11 protein-coding genes are annotated in these 12,366 nt (G+C 67.8%); 6 read left to right on the top strand and 5 right to left on the bottom strand.

The features are described 5' to 3' along the window. The first annotated feature begins 174 nt into the window (after positions 1-174). Positions 175-894, top strand: coding sequence for a LysM peptidoglycan-binding domain-containing protein (locus QFZ33_RS06115; protein ID WP_307025758.1), 720 nt, complete (start codon positions 175-177; stop codon positions 892-894). A gap of 261 nt (positions 895-1,155) precedes the next feature. On the opposite strand, the gene QFZ33_RS06110 is transcribed toward QFZ33_RS06115, so the two are convergent. Next, on the bottom strand, positions 1,156-1,683 hold the full coding sequence (locus QFZ33_RS06110; protein ID WP_307031693.1) for a hypothetical protein: 528 nt from the start codon (positions 1,681-1,683) through the stop codon (positions 1,156-1,158). Between the two features lie 265 nt (positions 1,684-1,948). Here QFZ33_RS06110 and QFZ33_RS06105 point away from each other — a divergent pair, with 265 nt between their 5' ends. The 4 genes from QFZ33_RS06105 to QFZ33_RS06090 all read left to right on the top strand — a co-directional run bounded on the left by QFZ33_RS06105 (position 1,949) and on the right by QFZ33_RS06090 (position 5,887). Then, positions 1,949-2,908 carry an MSMEG_6728 family protein gene (locus QFZ33_RS06105; RefSeq protein ID WP_307025756.1) on the top strand — a complete coding sequence of 320 codons (960 nt, stop codon included), beginning with the start codon at positions 1,949-1,951 and terminating at the stop codon, positions 2,906-2,908. 9 nt (positions 2,909-2,917) lie between these two features. Further along, positions 2,918-3,778: an NAD-dependent epimerase/dehydratase family protein gene (locus tag QFZ33_RS06100; RefSeq protein ID WP_307025754.1), complete on the top strand. Its 861-nt coding sequence runs from the start codon at positions 2,918-2,920 to the stop codon at positions 3,776-3,778. 134 nt (positions 3,779-3,912) lie between these two features. Beyond that, entirely contained in the window at positions 3,913-4,419 is a 507-nt protein-coding gene (locus QFZ33_RS06095) for a hypothetical protein (protein ID WP_307025753.1), read from the top strand. After that, positions 4,397-5,887, top strand: coding sequence for an HNH endonuclease signature motif containing protein (locus tag QFZ33_RS06090; RefSeq protein WP_307025752.1), 1,491 nt, complete (start codon positions 4,397-4,399; stop codon positions 5,885-5,887). Before QFZ33_RS06095 ends, QFZ33_RS06090 begins: the two co-directional genes overlap by 23 nt. A gap of 76 nt (positions 5,888-5,963) precedes the next feature. On the opposite strand, the gene QFZ33_RS06085 is transcribed toward QFZ33_RS06090, so the two are convergent. The 3 genes from QFZ33_RS06085 to QFZ33_RS06075 form a co-directional block, all read right to left on the bottom strand. Then, positions 5,964-6,284: a hypothetical protein gene (locus tag QFZ33_RS06085; RefSeq protein WP_307025750.1), complete on the bottom strand. Its 321-nt coding sequence runs from the start codon at positions 6,282-6,284 to the stop codon at positions 5,964-5,966. Between the two features lie 110 nt (positions 6,285-6,394). Further along, a complete protein-coding gene (locus QFZ33_RS06080) occupies positions 6,395-8,302 on the bottom strand; it encodes a gamma-glutamyltransferase family protein (protein ID WP_307025749.1) in 1,908 nt (635 codons plus the stop codon). A gap of 75 nt (positions 8,303-8,377) precedes the next feature. Next, positions 8,378-11,095: a Tex family protein gene (locus QFZ33_RS06075; protein WP_307025747.1), complete on the bottom strand. Its 2,718-nt coding sequence runs from the start codon at positions 11,093-11,095 to the stop codon at positions 8,378-8,380. Positions 11,096-11,231: 136 nt separating this feature from the next. Here QFZ33_RS06075 and QFZ33_RS06070 point away from each other — a divergent pair, with 136 nt between their 5' ends. Continuing rightward, entirely contained in the window at positions 11,232-11,528 is a 297-nt protein-coding gene (locus QFZ33_RS06070; RefSeq protein WP_307025744.1) for a hypothetical protein, read from the top strand. On the opposite strand, the gene QFZ33_RS06065 is transcribed toward QFZ33_RS06070, so the two are convergent. After that, complete coding sequence (locus QFZ33_RS06065) at positions 11,525-12,361, bottom strand: triose-phosphate isomerase family protein (RefSeq protein WP_307025742.1); 837 nt, start codon at positions 12,359-12,361, stop codon at positions 11,525-11,527. The two genes, QFZ33_RS06070 and QFZ33_RS06065, sit on opposite strands and share 4 nt — an antisense overlap. Positions 12,362-12,366: the final 5 nt, after the last annotated feature.

Raw genomic sequence — 12,366 nt, 5'->3', positions numbered from 1 at the left:
TAGGGTGAGACACATGCCCGCGCGACGCGGGCCCATGAATGCCCGGTGCCGCCACCACCAATTACTGCCCGGCCGGCGGATACCGAAATGACCTCTAGTTCGTCAGGGGCGGGCAGTAGCGCGACAACGTCCGGGGACGGACCGAGCGCGGGTGGCCTCAGGAGCATCCCAATAATGAAAAAGTCGACATTTAGCACTGCCGCGCGCCGTGGAGTCACCCTGGCCGCCGTTTCCGCAGCAACTCTGACGCTCTCCGCCACGGCCGCCAACGCAGCCACGCCTACCGCCAGCGCCTCCACGTGGGACGCCCTCGCCCAGTGCGAGAGTGGCGGCAACTGGTCCACCAACACCGGCAACGGCTTCTCCGGCGGCCTGCAGTTCACCCCGCAGACCTGGGCTGCCTTCGGCGGAACCGGCTCCCCCCAAGGCGCTTCCCGCGCGCAGCAGATCGCTGTGGCCGAAAAGGTCCAGGCCAGTCAGGGCTGGGGCGCATGGCCCGCATGCTCCGCAAAGCTGGGCCTGAACGGCGGCGGTGGCGCTCCTGCACCGCAGATCCTGCCCCAGAGCGCGCCGGTCCAGGCCGCACCTGCCCAGGCTCCGGTCCAGGCCGCACCTGTCCAGGCGCCGGTTCAGGCTCCGGTTCAGACGGCTCTCGTGGCACAGGCCCCGGTGGCCGCCGAAGTTCCGGTCCAGGCACCCACCGAGGCCCGCCACGCTGCCGCCGTCGCCGTGAGCGGCCAGACCTACACGGTCCAGGAAGGCGACACCCTGAGCAAGATCGCTCAGGAGCTCGGCATCCAGGGCGGGTGGCAGCAGCTCGCGGACGCCAACACCGACACCATCAGCAACCCGAACCTGGTGTTTGTCGGCCAGGTCCTGCAGCTGCCTGCCTAATCTGGCTGGTCAGGCCGCTTAGCGGCACTGCACTAAAGCTCGACGCCGGGCGGTCCCTTTCGAGGGGCCGTCCGGCTTCGTTTTGTATGTATGGGCTCCACCAACGACGACGCCGGGCGGTCCCTTTCGAGGGGCCGTCCGGCTTCGTTTTGTATGTATGGGCTCCACCAACGACGACGCCGGGCGCCCCCTAAATGGGGGACGCCCGGCGTCGTAATTAGTTGCCTACAGCGTGACGGCTGGAAGCGTCAGTATGCGGCCTTAGGCCACGGCGGGGAGTTCCCGGACGATGCGCACCTTCCAGGCGGCGTCGTCGCTGGTGTCCAGGAGGGCGACGGTGCCGGAGGCGAGGTGCAGGGCAACCCGCTTGGCGTGCAGCAGCTCAAGGTAAAGGTGCTCGTTGACGCGGGCAGGGCTGTCGACAACGAACTTCACGGCGTCGCGCACCTTGCGGTAGTTGTTGCTGCGTTCGCGGTGCAGGTGCAGCTCGAGCTCGTGGCGCTGCTTGACGCGCGGCTCGTGCTTGTTCAGCCAGTTGACGGCTGCGTGGACGCCGATCACCAGGGCCAGCGAGACGGCGTAGATCCACCAGCCGGTGGTCATCAGGAAGAGCGGCAGGTTGGCGACGGCCACCACTGCGATGAAAACGCGCAGGGCCACGAGCCGGCGCAGGGTCAGCGCTACGGAAGCAAGCGCAGTGCGGAAACGGTGCTGGTCCTTGCGCGCATCGGCCGGATCAAGCGTAAACTCGTCCAGAACGAGGATCCCGTTCGCGTCGGCGCCCAGCATTTGGCCGTACTTCGGAACGAACAGCTGAGGCTCCTGTGACGCATGTGAATTCGCTTCCGCGGGGGCGGAGGGCAGGGGCGCGGGGGACGTAAGAGTCATGAGTTGGCTTCCAGACGCTGGTAAGGTTTCGGATATCTTAGTGGATTAATCGACCTTTCGTATGCATAGGTCCACAATGTGAACGCCGGGCTGTCCATTTTGGCCACTGACTGTGCCCTCCGGCACTTCAATTGGCACATGGCGCCAGGGACGGCAGACTGAAGGGATGCAAACCTTCCTTCCCTATCCCGATTTCCGGCAAAGCGCAGCCGCGCTGGACACACCCCGGCTGGGCAAACAGCGCGTAGAAGCGCTGCAGACACTCCGCGCGCTGGTCATCCCGGAATACGGATGGCAGTCACACCCCGCCATCCGAATGTGGATGGGGCACGTTCCCGCGCTCACCATGTATGGCCTGGCCATGGTGGACGAGTGGACCAAGCGCGGCTTCGCCGACAACACCCGGGACAACATCCGCGAGTTCGCCCCCCAGGCTGCGCACCCTGACTACGCAGCCAAGATTCTGCTTCCGCCGTGGCTCGGCGACCCCGAGTTCCACCTGAGCCACCGTTCCAACCTGATCCGCAAGGACCCACGCTTCTACGAAGAGGTCTTCCCTGGCACCGAGCATGGCCTGGAGTACGTCTGGCCGGAACCCAGGCACGAGTTCCTGCCGGAGGATCCAGAGGGTGACGTTCTCTGGATCCTTCGCGAGCACGTCGGCCACGGGGACCCGGAGCAGCTGGACAAGGTTGGGCTGCCTGCAGTGGGGCGGGCGGCTTCCGCTGTTGCGCCCGATTCTGCCTCCGGCGACGGTTCCGGCGCTGCCGGTGCCGCCGGGGAATCCGGCGACGACTACCAGTTCGTCTACGCGGAGGAAACGTCGCGCCGGCCATCCAAGGTAGCCCGCAAGGCCGCGGCCAAGCCGCTGGTGAAGAAACCGTCGCGGAAACGGCAGCGGCAAGAATCGGCTTTCTCGACGCTTCCCGGAAAGTCGCCGGTGGCCGTGCCGTTCGACGGCGGCAGCAAGTTCGCCGTCGGAATGGTCGTGGGCCGTCCGATCACGCTCGACGACGGGCGCTTCGGCCGCAATTTCCAGGTCACCGACATCATCGACCGGTCAGAGTTCGACTACCCGGCGCTGCTGCAGGACCCGCGCGTCTTCTTCCCCGTTCCGGCTCTCTGACCCGCGGCTATGACTATCCTCCTCGCCGGCTGTGGCGACCTCGGCACCGAGGCGGGCCTGCGATTCGCCGCAGCCGGGCAGCGGGTGGTGGGCTGGCGGCGCTCACCGGACAAGCTGCCGGCTGAGATCGAGGGCGCCGCTGCCAACCTAAGCACCGCCGAACTGCCGCCTGTCCCGGCGGACACCACCGCCGTCGTCATCGCTGTGGCGGCGGATGCGCCTACGGAAGAGGCCTACCGAAGCGCGTACCTGGACGGCGTGGCGCATGTGCTCGACGCTCTTGAGCGCGACCGTGTGACGCCCGAACGCGTCCTTTTCGTCTCGTCCACGGCCGTGCATGGCGACGCTGGAGGCGGATGGATCGATGAAAACACGACGCCGGAACCCGCGGGATTCTCTGGTCGCATCATGCGTGAGGCCGAGGAGCTCCTGCTGAAACGGCTCGATGGAACCGGGACCTCACCTATCGTCCTCAGGCTTGGCGGCATCTACGGTCCCGGCCGCACCAGGCTCATCGACCAGGTCCGAACAGGCTCGGCCATCATCCCGGACCAGCCACGCTTCACCAACCGCATCCACCGAGACGACGCCGCGGGTGCCATCGTGCGCTTGTGCACCATGAGTGCTGTGCCATCACCGGTCTATCTGGGCGTGGACAACGATCCGGCCGAGTTGGGCGACGTCCTACGGTTCCTGGCGGCCGAGTTGGGGATGGACGTCCCATCCACAGGTTCTCTGGGCGATGCCCGTGGTGGCAACAAGCGGTGCAGCAATGCGTTGCTTCGGGAAACAGGGTTTTCATTCAAGTACCCAACTTTCCGTGAGGGCTACCGTGACATTCTGGCCGGGGTGGGCGTGCGCCACCCCTGATGCAATGCACCGCCCATGGAGAGATGCGGCCGGTATGCGGGGGCCGAAAAGTTTTTTCAAAAACTTTTCACTATTCGTCCACGGTGACCCTGATCACCCCTAAAAATGTCAGAGCCCGTTGAGATAGTTTTCCTATGGAAGCCATTGGAGAGCACGGAGCGAACAGCTCAACCGGGACTGACGTCTCCGGCTTCAGTGCCGCTGCTCTGCTGCCCGGCCGGGGGCTTCGCAGCGTTCCAGCCGCCGGTTCTGCGACGCTTGGCTCGGGAACTCCCGGCCCGGTATCACCTGACCTGGCAGCTACTGAGCTGGGGTCGCCAGCGCCGGCCACTCCTGACTTGAAGGCGGCCCTGGCGCTGCTGGACACTGCGACCACTGCGGCGCCGGACGAGCTGGCCGGAGCCAACTTCCTCGACGCGGCCGATTTCGCAGAGCTCGCCGAGGAACTCTCCCGCCGGGTCGAATACCTCCAGCTCCAGGCCGCCGACGCGGTGGACCGGACGCGGACCGAGGCCATCAACGCCGCCGAGACCGCCAGCCGCACGGCCAGGCTGGACCACCGGCTGGGGCACCGGACCCGGACCCGCTGTCGCCACGCCAGCGGTCCCCGCGCGTGCGGTGACGTGGTCCGCGGCCGATGACGGGGCCCGGAACACCGCCGAGTTCCTCCGCACCCGGCTCCGGATCAGTTCCACCGAAGCCCGCCGCCGCCTCGCCCTCGCCGGCGCCACCCTCCCCCGCACCGGCCTCACCGGACGGCCCATGCCACCGGCACACGAAGAAACCGCCGCCGCCCTCACCGCCAGGATCATCGCCTCCCGCGCCGGAACCATCATCACCACCGCCCTGGACAAAGTCCGCCACATCCCCGACCCCGACACCATCGCCCAGATGGAACACAACCTCACCCTGACAGCGATCGAGAACGACCACGACTTCCTCACCCGCATCGCCCACCGCTGGATCGACGCCCTCGACCAGGACGGCACCGAACCCAGCGAAGAAAACCTCCGCCACCGCCAAGGCGTCTTCCTCCACCACAAACGCGGCGGCCTCCACCACCTCGAAATCCGCGCCACCACCGACCAATACGAAGTCCTCACCACCGTCATGAACACCGCCACCAACCCCCGCACCACCACACCCGACACCACCGCCTGCGCGAGCCACAGCAGCAGTGCAGAGGGCACCGGCCCTGACGGTGGCAGCGCCGCTGTCGACCTGGACGCCGTGTTCAACGCCCCCACCCCGGCACCTGACCTGGACCGCCGCACCCTCGCCCAACAACGCCTCGACGGCCTCGTCGGCGGCTGCAAGGCAGCCCTCGCCGCCGGCACCCTGCCCGCCACCGCAGGACTCCGCCCCCAAGTCATGGTCACCATCAACCACCACGACCTCCTCAACAGCATCGAAACCACCGCCGCCCAAGGCCCCCGCTACGCCCCGAACGGAAACCGCCCCGGCACCCGGCCCACAGACAGCACTCGGCCCACAGACAGCACCCGGCAGACCGAACCCCAACCCCAGCCGGGCACCCACCCGACCACCCGGCAGCCCGTCACCGCCCTCCCTGGCATCAACTGGCCCGGCACTCCCCTCTCCGGCACGGCCACCGGCAGCGGAACCTTCACCTACACCGGCCCCGTCACCGTCTCCACCATCCGCAAAATCGCCTGCGACGCCGACATCATCCCCGTCCTCCTCGGCTCCGAAGGACGCATCCTCGACATCGGCCGCGCCACCCGGATCTTCCCGCCCCACATCCGCAAAGCCCTCACCGCCCGCGACCAGGGCTGCGCCTTCCCCAACTGCACCATCCCCGCATCCTGGTGCGAAGCCCACCACATCACCTACTGGTCCCGGGGCGGACCCACCAGCACCGACAACGGCGTCCTCCTCTGCACCCACCACCACCATCTGATCCACAAGGAACAGTGGAAAATCCACGTCAAAAACGGGACCCCCTGGTTCATCCCGCCACCCCACATCGACCCCCGCCAACAACCCCGACAAAACCACCACAACATGAGGCGATGGCAGACCCGGCGGGCAGGCAGGACCCGTCAACGGGGCACCGCCGTGCCCGCCGGTACTGGGTGGATTCACTAACTTCGGACCAAAGCCAGAAGCGCCCAGCCCCTCAATTCGGGACCAAGCGCTTCCGGTGAAACGAGATTTGCCTTTGCTATGCGTCCTGCCAGCCCGTGCCTTCCGTGAAGGTGGCTACGAGAGTTCCCACGCCAGCCTGCAGCGAATTCGAGGGGTCCTCGTACAGGGACGCCTCCGTCGCGCGGCTGTGGGTGATGAGCTGCTCGGCTTCGAGCTTCGCCTCGGGCACGGTGGCGCCGATGATTCCGGTGCGCGCGGGAAGCTCGGGGGTGTGGACTACCTCGGCATTGGTCTCCGAGAGCGGGATAGTGGTCCCCGCTCGAATCTCGTCATGCGGAAACTCGAATTCGGCGTCGTCGGGGGCAGCGGGAATCGTGTACTCCAGGAAGTAGTTCATGACCCCAGCCTTGCAGATATTCCCCACGCCAGAAACCCGCCCCGCCGCCGGCGGATACGAGTATTCGCCGCCCCTTCAACCGGGAACGCTAGCGAAAAAAAGGTCCGCTCCTACCGTCCCGCCGCGTATCCCTGCGCACCCCGGGGGTTAGCGGCAGCCTGCAGCACGCCAGTCCGGGGATCGCGTACGACGGCGGACAGCCGTCCCAGCGTCCAGTCGCCTGCCCTGGTGATCCGGTGTCCACGCCGTTCGAGCCCGGCGATGACGTCATCTCCCAACCGGTCCTCGACGACGGCACCGCCAGGCTCCCAGGTTCGCGGCCAGAAGGATCCGGGCATCGACGTCGTGTGGAACGCCGGCGCGTCGATGGCCTGTTGCGGAGAGTACCCGCCGACGATGGTCCGCAGCAGGTACAGCAACTGCCACTGGTCCTGTTGGTCTCCCCCGGGCGAGCCGAGCGCGGAAACAGCAACTCCATCGCGCAGCACCAGCGTCGGCGTCAGCGTGGTCCGCGGCCGCTTGCCCGGCGTCAACGTCGACGGCGTTCCGGGCTCAAGCCACGTCATCTGCAACCGCGTGCCCAGGCAAAACCCGAGCTCAGGAATCGCCGGCGACGATTGCAGCCAACCGCCCGATGGCGTGGCCGACACCATATTGCCCCAGCGGTCCACGACATCGATGTGGCACGTGTCGCCGCGGGTTTCCCCGTTGGATGCCACACTAGGCTCACCGATCGTGGGTTCGCCCACGCCGGCGGTGGCAGCCGCGGATCCTGGGCGGCCGGGAGTGGCACGACCTCCCAAAGCGGGCGACCCGCCGTCGTCATCCGACGGCGCAGGCGGGGCGTACTCGGTCCGGAGCGTGGGAACGTACGGCTCACGCCCGGGAACGGAGCCCGGGCGGAGCTCGTGCGACGCATCTTCGGTGATGAGCTCCCGGCGCGACGCAGCGTAATCCTCCGACAGCAGGTAATCGAGTGGGACATCAGCGTCGCCGTAGTACGCCTCGCGGTCCGCCAGCGCGAGCTTCTGCGCCTCCAGGATGGTGTGCGCCCCGAGCTCGGTGGAAGGGTCGAGGTGGTCGTCATCGAAGCCGGCCAGGATCGCGAGCGTCTGCAACAGGGCCGGCCCCTGTCCCCACGGGCCGGTCTTGGCGATGGTGTGGCCGCGGAACTCGAACGTCGCAGCGTCCTCCAACGACGCGCGGAAGCCAGCCATGTCGGCCATCGTCATGACGCCGCTGTGGTCGGTCCCGGACGAGTGGCGGTGCGGAGTGCGCACACTTTCCGCCACAGCGCGGGCCACGAAGCCCTCGCTCCATTCCCTGCGGGCGGCTTCGATGCGTTCCTCGCGGGTATGGGCCGGTTCCGCGGCGAATGCCTCGCCGAGGCCGGCACCGGCTTGGACCAGTTTCTGGAGGGTGCGGGCAAACGCCGGATTCCGGACCAGCTCGCCCTCCTCCGGGATACGCCCCTCCGGCATCCACAGGTCTGCAGACGTGGGCCAGTGCTCCCGGAACAGCTCCGCGACTGCCGAGATTGTGCTGCAGACGCGTGGCAGCACCGGGTGGCCGTCGCGTGCGTATCGGATGGCGAAGTCCAGGACCTCCGCCAGCTCCCACGTTCCGTGATCCCTCAGCAGCAACAGCCAGGCATCGACGGCGCCGGGGACCGCAGCGGCCAGCGCACCTGACCCGGGCACCAGTTCCAGGCCTTCCGCGCGGAAGTGTTGGACCGTCGCGCCGGCCGGAGCCGGGCCTTGGCCCATGAGAACCACCGGTTTCCCGGGCTTCTCCGCCGTGCTGAACACGCCGGTCATGTCACCGCCGGGCCCGTTGAGGTGCGGTTCCACCACGTGCAGCACGAACGCCGCGGCCGTGGCCGCGTCGAATGCGTTCCCGCCCCGCTCCAGCACAGCCTGCGCAGTGCCGGTGGCGAGCCAATGGGTCGTTGCGGACATGCCGAACGTGCCCTGCAGCGTAGGACGGGTGGTAAAAGTCTCCGGCCTCGTAAAACTCATAGGGGCTACTGTAGTCACCGGCTTCCGTCCGTTCCGGGATACGGCGCCCGCGACACGGTCTGCCTGTGCGGGAGCCTACTTACCCAGGCCGGCGCGGCGCAGGGCTTCGGCCATGGCGGTATCCGCTTGAGCTGGCCGCTGCCCGGTCTGCTTCGGCTGTCGTTTTGGGCTGTTGCGGTCTGCTGGAGATCTGCCAGAATCGCTCCCCTCGCGAGCCGCCGGTTTTGCGCCGCCTTGGCCAGAAGCGCCCGTGCGGTTGCGGTCGCCTTCGCGGGGGCCACCTCCCGGGCGGCCGGCTGCGCGGTCGCCGCCTGCTGAGCGCCCACCGTCCCGGCCCCGACCGCCGCGTTCACCAGCCGGGCGTTCACCAGTCGGCCGTTCACCAGCCGGGCGTTCACCAGCCGGCCGGCCGGCGGAAGAGCTGCCGCCGGAAGCGGCCGGTTCGTCATCGAGCTTCAGTGTGAGGGAGATACGTTTCCGCTCCGGATCGGTCTCAAGCACCTTCACCCGTACCACCTGCCCGGACTTGACCACCTCGCGCGGATCGGCGACGAACCTGTTGGCGAGGGCGGACACGTGAACCAGGCCGTCCTGATGAACCCCCACGTCCACGAACGCGCCGAACGCGGCAACGTTGGTGACTGTTCCTTCCAGGACCATGCCGGGCTTCAGGTCGGAGATCTTCTCGATGCCCTCGGAGAAAGCTGCCGCCTTGAACGCCGGACGCGGGTCGCGTCCGGGCTTCTCGAGTTCGGCGATGATGTCCCGCACCGTGGGCAACCCGAAGGAGCCGTCCACGAAATCAGCAGGGTTCAGGCACCCGGCATCAGCCAGCGGAGCAAGCCCGGAAGCACCGGAACTGCGGCCAGCACCCGCCGCGACCAGGATTTTCCTAGCCACCGAGTAAGCCTCTGGGTGAACGCTCGAGGCGTCCAACGGCTCCGCTCCCCCGGTGATCCGCAGGAACCCGGCACACTGTTCGAACGCCTTCGCGCCCAGCCGCGGCACCTTCTTCAGCTCGCTGCGCTTCGCGAACGGCCCGTTTTCGTTGCGGTACGCCACGATGTTCTCGCTCAGCAGCGGCCCGACGCCGGCCACCCGGCTCAGCAGCGCCGGCGACGCCGTGTTCACGTCCACGCCCACGGCGTTCACGCAGTCCTCCACCACGGCATCCAGGCTGCGGTCCAGCTTCGCGGCAGTGACATCGTGCTGGTACTGCCCCACGCCGATCGACTTCGGATCGATCTTCACCAGCTCAGCCAACGGATCCTGCAGCCTGCGGGCAATGGACACGGCGCCGCGCAGCGACACATCCATGCCCGGAAGTTCGGCGGCGGCAAGGGCGGACGCCGAATACACGGACGCACCCGCCTCGGAAACCACCAACTTTTGCGGCGCAGCGCCACCTGTCCCGGATTCCGCACCAGTGCCCGAGCCAGCACCCGCGGAGAGCCGCTTGATCAGATCGGCCGCGAGCTTGTCCGTTTCGCGCGACGCCGTTCCGTTGCCAATGGCCACGAGTTCGACGGCGTGCTGCCGCGCCAGCCGGGTCAGCGTCGTCAGGGCTTCGTCCCACTTGCGCGCCGGAGCGTGTGGGTAGACGGTGTCCGTGGCCACCACCTTGCCGGTTCCGTCGACCACCGCCACTTTCACGCCCGTCCGCAGCCCGGGGTCCAGGCCCAGGGTTGAGCGGTTTCCGGCGGGCGCGGCCAGCAGCACGTCCCGCAGGTTGGCGGCGAAAACGCGCACGGCCTCGTCTTCTGCTGCGGCGAACATGCGTCCCCGCAGATCGGCCGTCAGCCGCGCAAGCACCCGGGAGCGCCACGCCACCTGCGCGGTCTGGAGCAGCCAGGCATCGGCGGGGCGGCCACGGTCGGCTACCCCGAGGAACCGGGCAACGGCGGATTCGTAACGGGTGCGCGCAGCGGCCAGGGCGTCGCCGTCGGCCGGCTCCGCTTCAGCAAGGTCCAGCTCGAGCACGCCGTCTTTCTCACCGCGCAGCAGCGCCAGCACGCGGTGCGACGGCATTCCCGACGGCGCCTGCGAAAAGTTAAAGTAATCCGCGAACTTCTGCCCCTCGGATTCCCTGCCCTTCTTCACCCGGGACACCATCCGGCCCTGCGTCCACAGCCGCTCGCGCAGGTTCTCTGCAAGGTCGGCGTCCTGGGCCACGCGCTCCACGAGGATGGCGCGGGCGCCGGCGAGCGCCGCAGCGGCGTCGTCGACGGCGTGCTCCGTGTTCAGGTACTTGGCTGCCTCGCGCTCGGGGTCGAGCTCCGGGCGTTTGAGCAGCGCGTCCGCGAGCGGCTCCAGCCCGGCCTCACGGGCGATCTGCGCCTTGGTGCGGCGCTTTGACTTGAAGGGCAGGTAGATGTCTTCGAGCCGGGACTTCGTATCGGCAGCCACGACGGCGGCCTGCAGTTCCGGGGTCAACTTCCCCTGCGCGGCAATCGCCTCCAGGACAGCACGACGGCGGTCCTCCAGTTCGCGGAGGTAGCGCAGGCGCTCGTCGAGCTCGCGGAGCTGGCCGTCGTCGAGCGTCCCGGTGGCTTCCTTGCGGTAGCGGGCGATGAACGGAACGGTGGACCCGCCGTCGAGCAGTTCCACGGCCGCCTTCACCTGCCAGGCCTTCACGCCGAGCTCGGCGGCGATCTGTTCCGCTATGCGGGCGGCAATATCGTCCGCCCCGGGACCGGCGACCGGCCCGGACGCGGGGGTGTCCTTCGGGTTTGTCCCGGCGGCGGAGGCGGGGCTGGGCGAGGGCATGGCGGGGTGCTGCGGCTGTTGGGTCACCAGAACATTTTGCCCTACGCGCCCGGATCCGGGGCGATCAAGGGGCAGCGGACGAAGCAAACCGCACTACCCACAACCGCCCTTAAGTGGTGTAGTGACTTTATGCAGCGGGGGTCATCGACTTAGGCGGCGCATCATGCAGGAACTGCTCATCATTCTTCAGGATGGCTTCAACGAGGATGAGGTTGCCATCACAGTCAACGGAAAGGAGGCCCGGTACGACCGCGATGTCACCACCAGGGAACTGTTGGGCATGGCCGAGGAAGTCTCCGTTGAACTGCCGGCCAAAGGCGCAACGGTGGGGGTCGAAGTCACCAGCCGCAGTCTCAGCGCGGAAATGAAACTCCACGGCAGACCCCGGAGCCTTCTGGTGTCCATTGAAGACGGCGAACTCGTGCTCAGCGAAGGGACGGGCCGCGAGGCATTCCTCTAGTCTGCGTACACCAGCGACAGTGCTTCGTCCAGCACTTTTCCGAAGTTCGCGGCGTCGTGTGCGAACCGGCCGAGGAACAGCCCGGACACACCATTCAGTGTGGGCAGCAGGCCGGGTTTCGCGGACCCGCCGTAGATGACGGCGAGGTGCTGCAGCCCGTGGGCACCGAGCAGTTCCCGCAAAATGTGTACGACGGCGGACACGTACTCCGCGCTGGCAGGATCGGCGGCGCCGATGGCCCAGACGGGTTCATAGGCGATGACCAGCCGGGCGGCCAGGTCCCAGTCCCCGCCGACCGCGGATTCGATCTGGCTGAAGACGAAGCGGGCGGCGCCTTCCGCACCGGCAGTACCGCCGGCGTCGGCCGCTCCGGCATTCAAGGTGGCCTCCGGGCCGAGCGACTCCTCCCCCACGCACAGCAGCGGGCTGAGGCCGGCGTCGTCGGCCGCCCTGACCTTGAGCGCAATCATGGCGTCGTCCTCACCGAAGTGCCGCCGCCGCTCGGCGTGCCCGATCTCCACGAGTCCCACGCCCAGCTCGGCGAGCAGCGACGGCGAGAGTTCACCCGTCCACGGACCATCTGCCCAGCCGCAATTCTGGGCACCTAGGACCAGCGGCGACCCGGCCATGATCTCCCCTGCCGCCGGAAGCATCGGAAAGGACGGAATCACGAACGGGACCACCCGCCCGGCCGCGAGGGCCGGGCGGGCGTCCGCCTGCTGGCGCAGTTCATCCAGCCAGCGCAGGCTGTCCCGGTAACCCAGGTACATCTTGGTGCTGACGCCGACGAAAATCGTGCCGGGGTCTTTGATGGCCTGGCCGAGCTGGGTCACGGGAT

Origin of the sequence: Arthrobacter globiformis (genome assembly GCF_030815865.1) — a bacterium.
GTDB lineage: Bacteria > Actinomycetota > Actinomycetes > Actinomycetales > Micrococcaceae > Arthrobacter > Arthrobacter globiformis_B.
This window is presented reverse-complemented; position numbering and strand designations above follow the sequence as displayed.

What these genes read in the sequence shown, in the direction of transcription:
- QFZ33_RS06115 (WP_307025758.1), top strand. Translation starts at nt 175, where the DNA reads ATGAAAAAGTCGACATTTAGCACTGCCGCGCGCCGTGGAGTCACCCTG.
- QFZ33_RS06110 (WP_307031693.1), bottom strand. Translation starts at nt 1,683, where the DNA reads ATGCTGGGCGCCGACGCGAACGGGATCCTCGTTCTGGACGAGTTTACG.
- QFZ33_RS06105 (WP_307025756.1), top strand. Translation starts at nt 1,949, where the DNA reads ATGCAAACCTTCCTTCCCTATCCCGATTTCCGGCAAAGCGCAGCCGCG.
- QFZ33_RS06100 (WP_307025754.1), top strand. Translation starts at nt 2,918, where the DNA reads ATGACTATCCTCCTCGCCGGCTGTGGCGACCTCGGCACCGAGGCGGGC.
- QFZ33_RS06095 (WP_307025753.1), top strand. Translation starts at nt 3,913, where the DNA reads ATGGAAGCCATTGGAGAGCACGGAGCGAACAGCTCAACCGGGACTGAC.
- QFZ33_RS06085 (WP_307025750.1), bottom strand. Translation starts at nt 6,284, where the DNA reads ATGAACTACTTCCTGGAGTACACGATTCCCGCTGCCCCCGACGACGCC.
- QFZ33_RS06080 (WP_307025749.1), bottom strand. Translation starts at nt 8,302, where the DNA reads ATGAGTTTTACGAGGCCGGAGACTTTTACCACCCGTCCTACGCTGCAG.
- QFZ33_RS06070 (WP_307025744.1), top strand. Translation starts at nt 11,232, where the DNA reads ATGCAGGAACTGCTCATCATTCTTCAGGATGGCTTCAACGAGGATGAG.